Genomic DNA, 16342 nt, shown 5'->3' on the forward strand with positions numbered 1-16342 from the left:
CTTATATTTTGCATATTGAAAACTGTAAAATGAGCATAAAGTATTCCTATATCCGAAAAAATCGCCACTTCTATCCCTATTACAAATTATGCATAATATGACATGATTGATTATAAAGAAGTTATATCATATAATGACCAACCAATAACTTGCCCTGTTTGCGGAAACAGAACAGAAATTACTTTAGATTTATCTCATACAATTGAGCAAACTCAAATCCATAAATGCCTATCTGAAAATTGTCTAAATGAGTTTATCACACAAACTGATTACTAATGAAGAAAGGGCAAAAATTATGGACACGAGATGAATTAATTTTAGCAATAAATCTTTATTGCAAACTACCCTTTGGAAGGTTACATCGAACCAATCCCCAAGTTATTCACTTGGCCAAATTGATTGGAAGGACACCAAATTCTGTAGCATATAAATTAGTAAACTTCGCAAGCCTTGACCCAAGTTTACAAGCCAGAGGGATTAAAGGCGCTTCTAATTCTAGTAAGCTCGACAAGATAATTTGGGATGAATTTTATAACAACTGGAAAGAGCTTCCTTTTGAGAGTGAAAAATTATTATCAAAATTTGAGAACAAATCTATCGAAGAGTTAAATCACATTGACATTAAAAGTTTGCCAAAAGGGAAAGAGAGGGAAAGAGTCGTAAAAATCAGAGTCAATCAATCGTTTTTTAGAAGCTCAATTTTAGCTTCATACAATAGCACTTGTTGTATTACAGGAATAACCCAAAGTGAATTATTAGTAGCTGGACATATCAAACCTTGGAGTCAAGACGAAGAAAATAGATTAAATCCAAGAAATGGCATTGCAATTAATGCTTTACACGATAAAGCTTTTGAAAATGGACTAATCACGATTACTCCTGATTATAAAATTAAAATTTCAAATGTGCTTTTAAAAAGCAAAAAATCAGATTCACTTGAAAAATACTTTTTTCAATATGAGAACAAAGATATTTTTTTGCCATCCAAATTTCTGCCTGATATTGAGTTCTTAAAATACCATAATGAAAATAGATTTCAGTCTTAAGGATAGAATTGGAACCCCTATAGCGCAAATGAGCGAGGATTTGTAAAACTTACCCCTCCCTCAACCACCCCTCAATTCCTTTTAGGGCTTCCACCACACTTTGTACTTCCCTTCGGGAAAAGGTGTCCTCTTCCAGATAGAACAGCATCACCACCCCAAGGTCCAAGATGTCGGCCAATTGGGCCGGGGTACCGTAGCCATCTTTAATAATTTCAGACAATTTTTTCTCTCTCTTATTTTTATTTGGATTTTTCATCGTCATAATAAAATATGACTTCAATATACTTATTAAATTCAAAAAGTCATAATTTATTATGACCCTCTTTCATTTTAATCTATCCAAATTTGTTTTGTTAGTTCATATTTGATGTTGACAAAGCAAGAATTATCCATAAAAATCGGGAATCGAATCAGACAACTCAGAAAGCAAAAGAACATTTCGCAAGCTGAGTTAGGCAGATTGTGTGGAAGGGATAAGCAACACATAGAACTCATCGAAAACCATAAAGTTTCAGCCAACACCTACACGCTGTACACCATTGCACTTGCACTTGATATTGATCTTAAGGAGCTTTTCAACTTTAAAAAGTAAGCCCCATACTCTCCCTCAAGAAGCCATATATTCCTTATCTTTAAGTGGAGTCCAGCAACCACACAAAAACGGGGCGTAACCCAAAAGCCAAACGAGTAGGAACTAAATTCAACAACATGCCAAAGTATGTCATTGAGCGGGAAATACCGGATGCCGGTAATTTATCCGCCGAGCAGCTCAAGGGAATATCGCAGACTTCCTGTGGTGTTCTCAGGAACATGGGGCCAGAGATCCAATGGATACAGAGCTATGTCACCGGGGACAAGGTCTATTGCGTGTACATAGCCCCCAACAAGGACATGGTACGGGAACATGCCAAGCAGGGCGGGTTTCCTGTAAATTCGGTGAGCGAGGTGGCCGCCATCATAGACCCCACCACCGCCGAGTAGGCCAAGGCCCATTCCGCAACCAAAGACCATGGCCCACAGGGGCACATGGCAGGCTTCTTTTGGTTTTGGCCTACCCCAATTTCAAAATTCAGTACCTTTATCTCTCCAGATAATGGACCTTTACAATTTCCTTTGCCCATATGAACACAGCCCAGACGCTTGGTTTCCCAAAAGGGACCAAACTGTTGATCATCCATGCAGACGATGCCGGATTGTCCCATTCCGAAAACCAGGCCACCATACAGGCCCTTTCCACCGGATCCGTAAATTCCTATAGTATCATGGTGCCCTGCCCGTGGTTCCATGAAATGGCGCTTTTTGCCCAAACACACCCCCAGTTTGACCATGGCGTGCACCTTACCCTGACCTGTGAATGGGAAAATTACAAGTTTGGCCCCGTACTGCCCGTCCATGAGGTTCCCAGTTTGGTGGATGAAAACGGACATTTCCCCAAAAAGAGGGACGTTCTTAAAAAACAGGCGTCTGCCACCGAAGTGGCCAAAGAGCTTTCCGCCCAGATCGAAAAGGCTTTGTCTTATGGATTACGGCCCACCCATATAGATTCCCATATGTACAGTGTGGGTTCGGACCCCGCATTTTTTGAAGTGTACCGGGAGCTTGGCAAAAAATATGATCTCCCCGTACAAATCAATGCACAGCTCCTTACTATGGTAGGTTTGGACCCCGATACCATCATTCAGGAAGGTGATTTTCTGGTGGACCAAGTGCATTTGGGTTCCTATGACCATTTTGAAAAAGGACAATTGGGCAATCAGTACATGGACATCTTGGATAATTTGGCAGAAGGTCTCAACGTGATCTTGATCCATACCGCTTTTGATGACCGCGAGATGCAGGGCATCACCATAAACCATCCGAATTTCGGTTCGGCATGGCGACAGATTGATTTTGAAACCTTTACCAGTGAGGCGGTAAAATCAAAAATTGAAGAAAACGGTATCAAATTGATCACTTGGGGAGAGATCAACAGCCTTTTGGCGCGCCATTGACATTTTAGCTTCACCATTATAACAAAGAACGCCCAAACTTTGTTTGGGCGCTCCGACCAACCGGTCAACCTACATGTGACATTCCCTTTCACATAGCAATTTAATTGACGGTGATGGTCACTCGTACCAAGTGTTCAATGGAGGGAACATTGTCCGCTATCTCGGTTTCCTCGGCCACCAGACCATTTTCTTCAGCACCGGTATCAGGTCCGCTTTGTCGTGGGGCTTGGTCCGCCCCAGCTCCCGGATATTGGTCCACTTCGGTCCCAGAATCATAAATACTGAGTTCCAAGGTGATGTCGCCAGAGATTGGGGTCCCATTTTCAAACAGGGCAATGCCTTCGGTACCCACTACCCAATCATTGGACTGTCCCAACATGGAGGCAAATGAAAGCATGTCGCCGTTTTCGGCAGTGAACTCAAAGCTGAAGGAATCCCCGGGGAATATCGGCCCAGGCCCTGCTGCCCCCACCGGCGTATTGAAAATATTTTCATATCCAGAAGGGTTTGCATCCTCCGCCAAGGCCTCAAAAGCCTCGGTAGAAGCCATGCCTTCTTCAAAAACAGGGTTGTTTATACCGTAAGCCCCAGGTGCGAACGGGGACACATATCCACTGTTTTCATCCAATTCCATAACGGCAATCGCGTTGTTACCGTCCTCGGCCATTCGCTCCAGACCTTCGGAAGCCGCCGTCCCTTCTTCAAAGAATGGCGCTTTGTCGGCTCCATGCACCACCCAGGCACCAGGAGCAAAAGGCGAAACCAAACTGCACTCATTGGAAATATTGTGAATGGTCAAGGTAAATTCGGTACCTCCGTCATGGGAAAGTTCCACCTTGATCATACTGTCCACCTCGGGGTAGGTAAACCCATCGGATATGTTTTCAATCAATTCCACGGTTCCGTTTTCGTCCATCCCGGTATTGGGTTCGGGTTGTCTCGGGGCTTGGTTGGGTCCAACCCCGGGCTCTTCGTTTACCTCGGTACCGGCATCCCACAAGGCAACCAGATAGGTTACGTCTCCCGTTTTGGCAACACCATCTTCATCATACAGTTGGATTCCGTTCTCGTAAGGCGCAAAGAACAGGTCGTTGGATTGCCCCAACATGGTGGCGAAATTCAAATAGTGACCAATCCCTGCATTAAAACTGTATTCCACAGACTCTCCCGGAGGGATTCCCGCTGTGGCCCCAGTACTGAAATACGCTTTGGGAGCAATCACATTTTCAATGGTCACCGTAAAACTGGCGCTTGGGTTGGCGCCCCGGGTCACCATAATACTATTGGAAAGATCGTACTCCCCAGTAAGGTCGTTAAGGCTCATACCAGCTTCCAGTCCTTGCAATCCATCTTCATAGACTACATGGTAAATAAAGCATACGCCCACTCCGGCTCCATCAAAATCTACTCCTTCCAGGGCTTCCAATGTTGAGGGAAGTCCCAAAATCATATCGGAATCGTCCGTGATCACAAAACCACTGTTACTGCCCACCAGTCCGCTGACATCCAAGGTAATCCCGCTGACCATGTCGGGGGTTCCGTCAACAGTGAATGTAAAAGGTCCGCCGGAAAGTGTTCCCGCGTCAAGTACAATAGGTTCCACTACCTCGGAGTCATCATTGCTACATGAAACCACCAAGACACCTATGCACATTAACATCAATGCAAATTTTAAGTTGTTCATTATTGCTGTTTTTAAGGTTATGGCACAAATGAACCGCACAGATGTTGCAGAAGTCTCACATAAAATTCAAAATTGTTTATGTATTGATTTTCAAATTATTACAATAAAAAAAGAGTGGTTTTGTAAAGATTGGGCCAAAAAACAGACTTTTTAAGGGACACACCGTTCGGAATGTTTAGAAAACGGTGAACTTTCTGTGATACTTTGCCATTTAATTAGCGTTACCATGAAAAACGTGTTGATAGTTGAGGACGATGTGGAAATCATCCATCTTTTGGAGATACACCTTAAAGATCTAGGTTGCCAAGTCTCATCGGCGACCCGGGGAAATCTGGGTCTCAAAAAGGCCATTGAGGAACATCCAGACCTTATTATCTTGGATGTAATGCTTCCGGAAATGGATGGTATTGAAATCTGTCAAAAGATTCGGGCCAATAATATCACCTCGCCCATAATGATGCTCACCGCACGTTCCGAAGAAATTGACAAGGTCTTGGGATTGGAAGTGGGCGCCGATGATTACCTCACCAAACCTTTCAGCGTCCGTGAGTTTATTGCCCGCGTGAAGGCCATTTTCAGGAGACAGAAAATGGACCTAACGGAGCCATCCTCCGAAAAAGATGCAAAATTGATGCATTTTGACCGTTTGTCCATAGACATTGAATTGCGAAAAGTAATCTTGGATGGCAAAAAGATAGAGTTATCGCCCAAGGAATTTGAACTTTTGGTACTCCTATCCTCCAATCCCGGCAAAAGCTACGATCGCAGTAAATTATTGAACATGATCTGGGGCTACGATTTTCATGGGTACGAACATACCGTGAACTCGCACATTAACCGCTTGCGCTCTAAAATAGAACCCGATATGGGCAATCCAAAGTTTATCTTGACCACTTGGGGCGTAGGGTACAAATTCAATGAAGAGCTCATGAATACCTAACCGACCTATCATGAAAAACAATATCCTTTCCACCAGATTCATCTTAAAGCTCATGCTCTCCTTTATGGCAATTTTAGTACTTGCCGGGGTTGGGTATACTTTGATTTCCTTTTACCTCTCCAACAAATATTTTAACGAGACCACACAGCGTTTGCATGCCAATCTGGCCCAAGACCTTATTGATGAAAAATTCAAGGACACCCATCCTTTTGATTCAACGGGAACGGTGAACAAAGCCCTTTTTGGGGACATTATGCACGACATGATGGCCGTTAACCGCGCCATTGAGGTCTATTTGTTGGACAATGAAGGGCATGTGCAATACTCCGTTGTCCTGAACCATGACGCCCCTGAAACCAAAGAAAAAAAGATACATCTTGCTCCGATAAAGCAATTTATTGCCGAACAAGGTTCCCATTATATTTTAGGGGATGACCCCAAGGATTTGAGCAAGCAGACCATTTTTTCAGCGGCGCACTTCCAAAAGGAAGGGCATGAAGGGTACATCTATATTATTTTGGCAGGTGAAGATTTTCTGGCCACCCGAAGCGACCTCTTCAACAGCTATTTTATGCGATTGGGATTAGGGGGATCACTACTTACCCTGATCTTTGCAACCCTTTTGGGAGTTCTGGCCATTTGGCACCTTACCCGGAGTCTCAGAAAAATCATTTATGCTGCAAAACGTTTCCAGCAGGGCGATTTAAAATATCGTATAGCGAATGCGGAAAAGACCGATTTGGCCAATGTGGCCAGTACTTTCAATAGCATGGCGGACACGATTTTGGCCGATATTGAAAAGATAAAGTCCGTGGAAGAGCTACGACGGGAACTTATTGCCAATATCTCCCATGACCTACGGACACCATTATCCATAATCCAAGGATACATTGAGACCCTGCATATGAAAGGCCAAAAACTATCCCCCGAGGAAAGGGAAGAGTATCTGAAGACCATATCCAAGAGTAGTGAAAAACTATCCAAACTAATCTCACAGCTTTTTGAGTACTCCAAATTGGAAGCCAATCAAATACAACCCAAAAAAGAACCGTTTCTCATCAGTGAATTGGCCAATGACATCCACAGAAATTATTCGTTGTTTGCCAAACAAAAGAATATTGACCTAAAACTGTCCATGGCCGATAATATCCCTTTGGTCTTTGCAGATATATCGTTGGTGGAGCGGGCCATTCAAAACCTTATGGACAATGCCTTAAAATTTACCCCTCATGGAGGTACAGTTGTTGTAAAGATTGAAACCCTAAACAAGTATGTACAGGTCACCATCCAAGATTCGGGACCTGGTATTGCCAAGGAAAACCAAGCACTGATCTTTGAACGATACCGCCAAACCAAGATGGGGCAAGAAAAAGAAGGGGTGGGTCTTGGCCTGGCCATTGTAAAAAAAATCATGGAGATACATGATAGTCATATCAAGGTGTTGAGCCAACCCAATGAAGGGACTTCCTTTAGTTTTAGCCTTCCCGTTCACGTAATGAACTAAGCCAAAATCCTAGGTGGATATTGAAATCTATGTAGTATAAGATTCGTGTAGCGAAGCCCCCACTAAATATGGAACTTCATTTTTAAACAACTAGGTGAATTACAAAGCTTGAATATTCTCCCAGTACTACTCCGCAAGAAAAGAAAAACCACCAAGGGGGTTGGGGCGCCCCCATGGTGATCATGATGGGTTATACTTCCAGAACGGCGTTCTCTGTTCCGGCGTAATCGTTCCATTGGAAACGATCGGCCTCTTCATCATTGGTATAAGCGCCGTCTATAATGTATCTAAACTCGTAAGCGTTCTCCGTAGGAAGATCAAACGTTCCCTTGAAGATCCCGTTCTTCAATTTCTTCAGTGTGCTGCCCTTGGCGTTCCAATTGTTGAAATCGCCCACTACCGCAACCTTCTCTGCCTCCTCTGCAGGTACTGAAAAAGTAACCTTGCATACTGGCTTGCTCTTTAGGTATTGTTTCTTTATTGCCATGGTACCAAAAATTAAAATACAGGACAAAGCAATACATAAAACCGCTTATTTACAATAAGTTACCATCGATTTATCATATTGATAAAATCTGCCTAACCATAAGATCACTTTTGGTAAAATCGGTGGATGGATTTTCTCAAAAAGAAATTCCGGGCTTTAGTTCTTCAGCAATTTTGCAATGGCCTCGACTTCCTCCAAAGTGTTGTAAAAGTGAAAACTCAGTCGGATACCATTCCCCCGCAGGGCACAGACCACTTCTTCCTTGCTAAGCTTGTTGAAAAGTCGTTCATCCCCCTTGATGTTAAAAATGGTGCTATGCCCCTGCCGTTTTGCCACAGCTTCTTCCAAGAGGCCCAGTTCCATAAATTCTGTCTTCGCTTTTTGGGAAAGTTTGTCCAAGTGGGACTCTATATGCTGCATGCCGATGTTGTCCAAAAAATCCAACGAAAACTGCAGGCTCCCAAAATTGAAGGAATCCAAATGCCCGGGCTCCAAATACTTCCCAAAGGGAATGTTCTCCCGTTTGGAGGCGTCCCGGTCCACGGAACCGTTGCCTATGGTTTTTAAATCAAATCGGTCTTTTGCCCCATCCTTGACCAATACAAAGCCATTGCCATAGCCGGCCAACAACCATTTGTAGGCACTGGCCAACAGCACATCTATCCCGGAATCCTTAAAACTAAAGTCATGGGTTCCACAGAATTGGGTGCCGTCCGCTATGATCAAAAGATCGGGATGATCTTTTTTAAGTTGTTTCAGAAAATCAAGGTCAATCTTGATGCCGTTGACCCATTGCACGAGACTCAGGGCCAGGACATCAAATTTTCCTGTTTTTACTTTTTCAAGGATATGTTCTTCCATCAATTCATCGATTTCCACGTACTCCCTGGGAAAGTTCCGGGTCTCGAACGGCCAGTTGAGGGAAGGATAATCATTGTTCAAGAGCAATACCCGTTGGTCTTTGGGCAGACCTTCCAAAAGCATGTTGAGTCCCAGACTGAAGTTGGGCACCAAGGCCACATTTTCGGGCTTGCACTGGAAGAACTTCCCCACCGTGTCCTTGATCTGGGGCATACGCTCAAAACTCTTCGCCTTCATATCGCTCCCGCCGATCAGGTAGTCCAGGTCGTGCCCCTGGCGCCATTCCATTAGATCTTCACTTAACAATCCTGTTGCGGCCGTATTGGCATAGAGGCATTGGTTGAGCACGGGGAATTTTTTTCTTAGGCTTTGCATGACTGAGGTTTTGGATACAATTACGTTATCTTTGTTGCTAAAGATAGCCATTCCATGTTGTCCTTTGGTAAAAAGAAAAAGTCGCCGATAGATGTGGAGCAGCACGAGCTTTTGGAGTATGCGCAGAAACGCATCAAACAGAAGAAACGGTTGTTCTCCCACTTTGTCATTTTTTTGATCGGCTGCGTGTTTTTGATCTTGATCAACAAGATCCTTAAATACGGGGAGGCGTATGATTGGTTCGTTTGGGCCATCCTGTTCTGGGCGTTTTTGCTGGTGCTGCACACCTTCAATGTTTTTGTGACCCACAGGTTCATGGGACAGGATTGGGAACGCAGACAGCGGGAGCGGCTGGTGGAACTCCAAAAAAAACGCATTTCCGAAATCCAAAAGGAAATCGAGACGGATTTTCCCCTCTCCAACATCAATAAAAAAAAAGATCTGTGAAGCGACTCATCATTATAGCCGCGGCCGCCGAAAACAATGCTTTGGGCAAGGACAATGATTTGGTGTGGCACCTACCAGACGATTTTAAGCGTTTTAAGGCCCTTACCACGGGGCATAAGATCATTATGGGCCGAAAGACCTTGGAGAGCTTCCCCAAGGCCCTGCCCAACCGGGAGCACATCGCCATTACCCGCGATACCAACTACACCCCAAAGTTTCCCTGTACGGTGGTGCATTCGCTTGAACAGGCCATTGACCTGGTGGGCGACCATGAAACTGCCTTTATCATTGGGGGTGGAGAAATCTATAAACAGTCCATGGCCGTTGCCACGGATATAGAGCTCTCTCGGGTACACGATACTTTTGAGGCCGATACTTTTTTTCCTGAAATCGATGAAAAATATTGGAGCTTGGTCCAAGAAGAGCATCATCCAAAGGATGATAGGCACCAATACGCCTTTACCTACCTCACCTATTCCAAGAAATAAGCGTTAAAAATCCAGATAGGCCACTTGGGCACCGGGGTCATTGACCAACTTTTGGAGTACTTCCGTTTCCTTGTTGGAATACAGTATGTGCCGTGGAGCACTTTCGGTACGCTGTAGCAGGTTGCTTTTTTCCAGGACCGCCTTGGTCTGTCTTGCTACGGCTTCGCCGGAATCAATGATTGTGATATGGTTGGGAAGCATTTCCTTCAACAAGGGTATCAGATACGGATAGTGGGTACAGCCCAGCACCAGACAGTCTATATTTTGTTCCAGCATGGGGCCCACATATTTTTTAAGAAGCTCCTGCATGGCAGGTGAGTTTAACTGACCAGCCTCTATAAGTTCCACTAGCCCCTTACCTTCTTGCTCCAGTACGGTAATCCCTTCCGCAAACAGTTTTGAGGTATTGTGGAACAAACTGCTGGACAGCGTGCCCTTGGTGGCCAAAACCCCCACTTTTTTGGTCTTGGTATGGAGTGCAGCGGGTTTTATAGCGGGTTCTATACCAATAAATGGAACTTCATAGGTGGCCCGTAGATGATCAATGGCATTGGTAGTGGCGGTATTACAGGCCACTACAATGATCTTGCAATCGTGCTGCAATAAAAACTCGGTATTCTTGACGCTCAATTGGGTAATCTCCTCTTTTGACCTTTCGCCATAGGGCGCATTGGCACTGTCCGCCAAATAGAGAGTGTGTTCGTTGGGAAGCATCTTTTTGATTTCCCTCCAAATGGAGGTGCCCCCAACCCCTGAGTCAAAAATACCTATAGGTCTTTGCATGCTTAAAAATAACCACTGTTATGGTTTTGACATAAAAAAACCGCTTTACCTTTTGGGAAAAGCGGTCTATCCTTATTCTTCGGACAATGTATTTCTTAGAATCCCAATTCCTGCTTAACGGTAGGCAAAAGGTCTTTTCCTTTGGCCACGATCAAGCTCAATCCTGGGCTGGCATCGATAACATAGTCAAAGCCTTGAGCAGCGGCAACTTTTTCTATGGCCGCTTTGGCCTTATCGGAAATGGGGGCGAACAGTTCTTGTTGCTTCTTCTGCAATTCCTGCATGGCAGTTTGTTCGGCTTCTTGGATATTTTTCTCGAAACCTTGAAGTTCTAGAGCTCTTTGTTCGTTTTCCTCATTGGTTTTAGAGGTAGCCTCGTTTTGGTATTGGGTCAACTTATTTTGAAGCTCTTTCATGGAGCTTTGTATATCTGCCCTGTAGGTTTCCTGTAATTTCTTCAACTCAGCTTGCGCAGCCTGCATCTCCGGCATTTCAGACAACAATTGTTGCACATTGATGTGGGCAACCTTGCTCTGCGCATTTACAAAACCCGTAGCCGCTACAAACAAAACTAGGGCTACCGCAATTCTTTTTACATTTTTCATGGTTCTAAGTTACTATTTTGATGTTAAATTAAGTGTTTCAATATTATTGTTGTATTGAATCCTTTTCTTGTTCCTGCACTTTTTTCCGCTCATCCAATTTGGCCTGGCGTTTGGCTTCGCGCTCTTCCAATAATTTTTGTCTTCTGGCCTCGTAGGCTTTCTTGCGTTCCTCTCTCAGCTTCAACTGTTCGGTCCTTCTATCCTCGGCGGCCTGGGCCTTGGCATCCCGATTCTCTTCTGCCTGTTCTTGACGTTCCCTAAGGGCATCGCTTATATTATCATCGGCTTCTTCCTCCTCCATGAACTTCTCCAACCTGTTCCTTTCTTCCTGTTTCTTGTTGGAGGCGCTCACTTTTCTTGTTCGACCTATCTCCCGTAGGACCAAGTCACTGATATCGTGCCTTTTTTCGGAGTACAACATTACAACATCTGCCGATTTATCAAAAATAAAATCGTATCTTTTATTGCCTCCGATTTTCTGGACCTCATTGAAAACCTGGTCTTGAATGGGCTGTATCAACAACTGCTTTTGCAAGACCAAATCCCCTTGGGGTCCAAAACGGTCTTGTTGGTAATCCAACATTTCCTTTTCCAAAATCTGGATTTCCTCTTCGCGCTCGGCAATGAGTTCATCCGTTAAAAGGACCTTTTCCGCCATTAAATCTTTCTTCATCTGCTCAACAACACTCTGTTTGAGCTCAATCTCCTGCTTCCATTTTTGTGCCTTAGCCTCCAATTGGGTGGTAGCTTCCCGGTATTCCTCCACATTCTCGAGGATATATTCCATATCCACATATCCTATGCGAACTCCCCGCTGTGAAAAGCCGTAAAAGGAAGTCATCAAAACGATTAATGACAAAAGAACTTTGGTATTCATCTTTGTTTCCGCTTTTTTACATAGAAAATATCGTGCCAAAATAACTAATTAATTCAAAACAAGCTATTTATAAAATCAGCAAAACCCTATTTTCCTTAGATTAAAACTGCTGCCCGATGATGAAGTGCGTTTGCCAGCCACTAGGTCCTGTTGATTGCGGTCTGGCATCTGTATCGAAGCCATATCCAAAATCGATTCCCAAGAGTCCGAATGCCGGCATAAAAATACGTACCCCCACTCCGGCAGATCTTTTTAATTCAAACGGATTAAACTCATTAAAATTGTTGAATGCGTTTCCAGCTTCCAAAAACGACAATGCATAAATTGATGCCGAAGGTTTCAAGGTAAGCGGATAACGAAGTTCCAAAGAATATTTATTGTAGATGGTACCCCCATCTTGTTGTAGACTTCCCGTAATGGCATTGGTAATATAAGGGGTAAGGGCCTGGTTCTCATATCCTCTCAACTGTACCACGTCCCTTCCGTCCAAGGTAAAGTTTCCAAGACCATCCCCACCCACATAGAAACGCTCAAAGGGAACTGCTCCTATGTCATGGTTATAGCTTCCCAAAAAGCCAAACTCGGCATTGGTACGCAATACCAGTTTGTCCACCAAACGGGTATACCAATCTCCCTTGAACTTCACTTTGTAGAACTCCAAGAGTTTAAACCTCTCCTCTTCATTTCGTTCCAACTCGTCGCTCAATTGGGCAAACTCCAACTGCTCTTCTATGGAAGAAGGATTGGTCCCAATTTCATAAAGTCGTTCGGTAGCCGACTCAATATCGTTCTTCAGCTGCTTGTAATCCTTGTTGCTAAAGAGTGAATATGGTGGTGTAAACTTGGCGGTCAACTCAAAGTTGGATCCAGACAGAGGGAAAATCCTGCTGGGACCTTGTGAACTTCTGGATATACCAAAGGTATAGCTCAACGCATTGGAACTACCATTACCAAAATTAAAGAGACCAAGGTTGTAGTCGTTAAAATCGTACAACTGGTAGCTCAAAGAGTGGGACACCGTGAAGAAGTCATCGGGCCATTGTACCCTTTTGGCCAATCCTGCCGAGACCCCGGTTATGGAGAATCCACGATCTTTCTGCACATCGATCCTTCCTCGGTTATCATAACCCGTGGCAAACTGCTGTGTCCTGGATAGGGACAGATTGAACCGTACCGGCTTTTTACCGCCCAACCATGGTTCGGAGAAGTTCAAACTATATACCCGGAACGACCTACTGGCCTGCAAACGGAGGGCAAAGGTCTGTCCGTCTCCCATGGGAACGGGCTTGTAGGCCTCACCATTAAAGATGTTTTTCAAAGAGAAGTTACTGAACGAAAGTCCCAACGTACCTATGAAACCTCCACCACCAAAACCACCTTGTAATTCTATCTGGCTGGAACCGGCCTCTACCAGACTATATTGGATGTCCACCGTACCGGCGTTGGGGTCCGGGTTTTGAATATCCGGAACGATCTGCTCCGCATCAAAGAAGCCCAACTGCCCCAATTCCCTGATACTCCGAACAATATTGTCCTTGCTGTATTTTTGACCGGGACGGGTACGCAATTCCCTAAAGATCACATGATCATTGGTCTTATCGTTGCCCACAACCGTTACGTGATCCAAAAAGGTTTCTTTACCTTCTATGATCCTGATTTCAAAGTCTATAGTATCGTTCACCGCGGAAACCTCCACAGGATTGATACTGGAAAACAGGTATCCATTGTTTTGGTACTCGTTGGTCAAATCTTCCGCATCTGGTCTGGAGTCATCCGCAATCCTTTTTTTGAGCAATACCCCATTGTAGGTCTGCCCTTTACGGATTCCTAGTATTTGGCTCAAGTATCTATCCGAATACACCGTGTTTCCAACAAAGTTGATATCCCCAAAATAGTACTTGTCCCCTTCCTCTACCTTGATCTTAAGGTCGATGTTCTTTTCGTTGACTTTCACAAAGGTATCCGATAGTACCCGTGCATCTCTATACCCCCGTTCTGCATAGGCATCCACCAAACTGGAAAGATCTTCGTTGAAATCGTCCTTGATGTATTTTGATTTTTTCCAGAAGCGGTAAAACTTCTTCTTCTTGGTGTTCTTCAATGATTTGCGAAGACGCTTACCGGAAAGCTTGTCATTTCCTTCAAAAACAATGCTCCTGATCTTTACCTTATCTCCTTTTTTGACATTGACCACCATGTTCTGGGTATTGACCTCTGAAGTATCGGCCACGGTAGCGATGTTGACATTGGCATTGAGGTACCCTTGCTTTTTATACTTGTTCTGAAGGTAGTTCTTGGTGTTGGCAATTAAGCTTTCGGTGATTTTCTTCCCTTTTTTAAGGTCTGTATCATCCAAGATACCCTGCACCTTTCTCTTTTTTACCCCATAAACAGTTACATTGGAAAGCGTAGGACGTTCCAAAATGTTCAATTCCAAGAAAATCTTGTCATCCTCTATTTTGGTGTAATACATCTCCACATCACTGAACAGCTCCAAGCCCCACAGTTTCTTGATTACGGCGCTGATCTCATCCCCTGGTACGGTAATGGGCTGCCCTACACGTAAACCGGTGTACGTTTTAACCGTTTGTTCATTATAACTTTGAAGACCGGTAACGGTGAGTCCACCCAAAATATATTGTTTCCCATCCTCAAATGAAGTTTCCTGGGCAATGCTCTGTCCGGTGATAAATAATAAAGGAAGGAGTAGTTTCAGGTATTGCAGAATGGAATTTTGTCTACCCTTAACTGAGTTGTTCGCTAGTTTTTCCAAATCGTCGTTCTCTATTTTGGTAACTTAATATTGCTTCTACCAAATGATGCTCTCTAAAATCAGGCCAAAATACATCAATAAAATATAATTCGGCATAAGCAATTTGCCATAGTAAAAAATTGCTTATCCTACGTTCTCCACTGGTACGGATAAGCAAGTCCACATCGGGCATGAAATGCGTGTAAAGATGTGTATTTATAACGGTTTCGTCAATATTTTCGGGTGAAATTATATTATTTTTAACTTTGATAGCTATCTCTTTTACAGCAGTTTTCAACTCTTCCCGGGAGCCATAACTAAGTGCCAAGGTGAGTATCATTCCCGTATTTTCCGCTGTTTTTGAAATAACCTCCGAAAGTTCTTTTTGGGCCTTACTGGGCAGGGAATCTATGTTTCCAATGGCCATTAGCCTGATATTGTTCTTATTAAGGGTCTTTAATTCCTTCTTTAAGGAAGACACTAGAAGTTTCATGAGGGTTTCGACCTCTATTTTAGGCCTGTTCCAGTTTTCAGTGGAAAATGCATAGAGTGTAAGGCACTTTATCTGTAGTTTGGCACAATTCTCAACGGTGTTGCGCACGGCTTCCACCCCATTTTCATGGCCAAATACCCGAAGTTTCCCCCGTTGTTTCGCCCAACGGCCATTGCCATCCATAATGATGGCCACATGTTCTGGAAGTGGTTTGTCTTTGTTAACGTCCTCTAGCGTGTGCATGTCATTGAAAACAATCCTGGCAGGGCTTTCGTCCAAAGGTATACGTTAACGTAAAACCTGTGAAGACGTACCAGTCATCGCTCAATATATTCCCGAACCTAAACTGCTCGAAATTGGAACCTTCAGGGTTACTTGCGTCCAAATTGTCCGTAAATGTATATCTGGCCCCAATTTCAGCGCCAAGAATCAGGAATTGATTTAACCGATACTTTGCCCCAACCGTCATTGGAATTGCAAAACTACCTTCTTTTTGGTTAATATCCTGCACCTGGAGGGCATCAAAATACATAAAATCATATCTGAAGTAGCTGAAACCTGTGTATAGATAGGGGGTGAAGGCGGGTCCAAGTTTGTGAAGATTGTACTCCACAAAATTAAATTCTATCCCCAATGAGGCTTCAAGAACGGAATTATCCATCTCATACTCCCGCTGTTGCCGGGAAGGCATGCTGGATTTGGAATCGTCCGCAGTAAAGGTCCCATAGAGCACACTGGCACGCCATGCATACCGTTTGCTCTTGTTCCATTTAAAAAGACCTCCAAAAGCCGGGCCAGAAGGCAAGATATAGTTTGTGCGACCTACATCGCCCACCATATTGGCGCCACCCGCAAAGATTCCCACTTCGTAGGTCTGTGCCCCCAGCTTGAACATACTGCATAGAAAAATAGCCAAAACTATCCGCATACCAGTTAAAAAATTACGCAAGTTAAAAGTAAAGGAAAGTCAATAGGCCTACAGTTATAAACATTCTCCCTTGTTAAACAG

18 protein-coding genes are annotated in these 16342 nt (G+C 43.9%); 8 read left to right on the plus strand and 10 right to left on the minus strand.

Features of this window, described 5'->3' with window-relative positions:
• Positions 1-275 precede the first annotated feature (275 nt).
• A complete protein-coding gene (locus DN53_RS13080) occupies positions 276-1046 on the plus strand; it encodes an HNH endonuclease (protein WP_129654801.1) in 771 nt (256 codons plus the stop codon).
• Between the two features lie 49 nt (positions 1047-1095).
• On the opposite strand, the gene DN53_RS13085 is transcribed toward DN53_RS13080, so the two are convergent.
• Positions 1096-1266, minus strand: a complete 171-nt coding sequence (locus DN53_RS13085) for a hypothetical protein (protein WP_242502141.1) — start codon at positions 1264-1266, stop codon at positions 1096-1098.
• A gap of 147 nt (positions 1267-1413) precedes the next feature.
• Here DN53_RS13085 and DN53_RS13090 point away from each other — a divergent pair, with 147 nt between their 5' ends.
• The 3 genes from DN53_RS13090 (at position 1414) to DN53_RS13100 (ending at position 3037) form a co-directional block, all read left to right on the plus strand.
• Positions 1414-1638: a helix-turn-helix domain-containing protein gene (locus tag DN53_RS13090; RefSeq protein ID WP_242502142.1), complete on the plus strand. Its 225-nt coding sequence runs from the start codon at positions 1414-1416 to the stop codon at positions 1636-1638.
• 116 nt (positions 1639-1754) lie between these two features.
• Complete coding sequence (locus tag DN53_RS13095; protein ID WP_129654805.1) at positions 1755-2027, plus strand: DUF4242 domain-containing protein; 273 nt, start codon at positions 1755-1757, stop codon at positions 2025-2027.
• 140 nt (positions 2028-2167) lie between these two features.
• Positions 2168-3037, plus strand: coding sequence for a polysaccharide deacetylase family protein (locus tag DN53_RS13100; protein WP_129654807.1), 870 nt, complete (start codon positions 2168-2170; stop codon positions 3035-3037).
• Between the two features lie 100 nt (positions 3038-3137).
• Here DN53_RS13100 and DN53_RS13105 read toward each other — a convergent pair whose 3' ends face one another.
• Positions 3138-4721, minus strand: a complete 1584-nt coding sequence (locus DN53_RS13105; RefSeq protein WP_129654809.1) for a spondin domain-containing protein — start codon at positions 4719-4721, stop codon at positions 3138-3140.
• 226 nt (positions 4722-4947) lie between these two features.
• On the opposite strand from DN53_RS13105, the gene DN53_RS13110 reads away from it, so the two are divergent.
• Positions 4948-5661 carry a response regulator transcription factor gene (locus DN53_RS13110; protein ID WP_129654811.1) on the plus strand — a complete coding sequence of 238 codons (714 nt, stop codon included), beginning with the start codon at positions 4948-4950 and terminating at the stop codon, positions 5659-5661.
• A gap of 10 nt (positions 5662-5671) precedes the next feature.
• Positions 5672-7165, plus strand: a complete 1494-nt coding sequence (locus DN53_RS13115; RefSeq protein ID WP_129654812.1) for a sensor histidine kinase — start codon at positions 5672-5674, stop codon at positions 7163-7165.
• A gap of 190 nt (positions 7166-7355) precedes the next feature.
• Here DN53_RS13115 and DN53_RS13120 read toward each other — a convergent pair whose 3' ends face one another.
• Both DN53_RS13120 and DN53_RS13125 read right to left on the minus strand, forming a co-directional pair.
• Complete coding sequence (locus DN53_RS13120) at positions 7356-7652, minus strand: isoamylase early set domain-containing protein (protein ID WP_129654814.1); 297 nt, start codon at positions 7650-7652, stop codon at positions 7356-7358.
• A gap of 156 nt (positions 7653-7808) precedes the next feature.
• Positions 7809-8888 carry an aminotransferase class V-fold PLP-dependent enzyme gene (locus DN53_RS13125; protein WP_129654816.1) on the minus strand — a complete coding sequence of 360 codons (1080 nt, stop codon included), beginning with the start codon at positions 8886-8888 and terminating at the stop codon, positions 7809-7811.
• A 54-nt stretch (positions 8889-8942) separates the two neighbouring features.
• Here DN53_RS13125 and DN53_RS13130 point away from each other — a divergent pair, with 54 nt between their 5' ends.
• Both DN53_RS13130 and DN53_RS13135 read left to right on the plus strand, forming a co-directional pair.
• The gene (locus tag DN53_RS13130) at positions 8943-9335 is read left to right on the plus strand and encodes a 2TM domain-containing protein (RefSeq protein ID WP_129654818.1); all 393 of its coding nucleotides are present in this window, start codon (positions 8943-8945) and stop codon (positions 9333-9335) included.
• On the plus strand, positions 9332-9823 hold the full coding sequence (locus tag DN53_RS13135) for a dihydrofolate reductase (RefSeq protein ID WP_129654820.1): 492 nt from the start codon (positions 9332-9334) through the stop codon (positions 9821-9823). Before DN53_RS13130 ends, DN53_RS13135 begins: the two co-directional genes overlap by 4 nt.
• A 3-nt stretch (positions 9824-9826) precedes the next feature.
• Here the strand turns inward: DN53_RS13135 and murI are convergent, their stop codons facing one another.
• The 6 genes from murI to porG form a co-directional block, all read right to left on the minus strand.
• Positions 9827-10606, minus strand: a complete 780-nt coding sequence (murI, locus tag DN53_RS13140) for a glutamate racemase (protein WP_129654822.1) — start codon at positions 10604-10606, stop codon at positions 9827-9829.
• Positions 10607-10701: 95 nt separating this feature from the next.
• Positions 10702-11211 (minus strand): OmpH/Skp family outer membrane protein, encoded by a 510-nt coding sequence (locus tag DN53_RS13145; RefSeq protein ID WP_129654824.1) that lies wholly within the window; start codon positions 11209-11211, stop codon positions 10702-10704.
• A 43-nt stretch (positions 11212-11254) separates the two neighbouring features.
• Complete coding sequence (locus DN53_RS13150; protein ID WP_129654826.1) at positions 11255-12088, minus strand: OmpH/Skp family outer membrane protein; 834 nt, start codon at positions 12086-12088, stop codon at positions 11255-11257.
• 100 nt (positions 12089-12188) lie between these two features.
• The gene (locus DN53_RS13155; RefSeq protein WP_129654828.1) at positions 12189-14861 is read right to left on the minus strand and encodes a BamA/OMP85 family outer membrane protein; all 2673 of its coding nucleotides are present in this window, start codon (positions 14859-14861) and stop codon (positions 12189-12191) included.
• A complete protein-coding gene (locus tag DN53_RS13160; RefSeq protein ID WP_129654830.1) occupies positions 14833-15576 on the minus strand; it encodes an undecaprenyl pyrophosphate synthase in 744 nt (247 codons plus the stop codon). The genes DN53_RS13155 and DN53_RS13160 overlap by 29 nt, the downstream gene beginning before the upstream one ends.
• A gap of 1 nt (position 15577) precedes the next feature.
• The gene (gene porG / locus DN53_RS13165) at positions 15578-16261 is read right to left on the minus strand and encodes a type IX secretion system protein PorG (protein ID WP_116217281.1); all 684 of its coding nucleotides are present in this window, start codon (positions 16259-16261) and stop codon (positions 15578-15580) included.
• Positions 16262-16342 lie beyond the last annotated feature (81 nt).

Origin of the sequence: Flagellimonas olearia (assembly GCF_004150225.1) — a bacterium.
Lineage (GTDB): Bacteria > Bacteroidota > Bacteroidia > Flavobacteriales > Flavobacteriaceae > Flagellimonas > Flagellimonas olearia.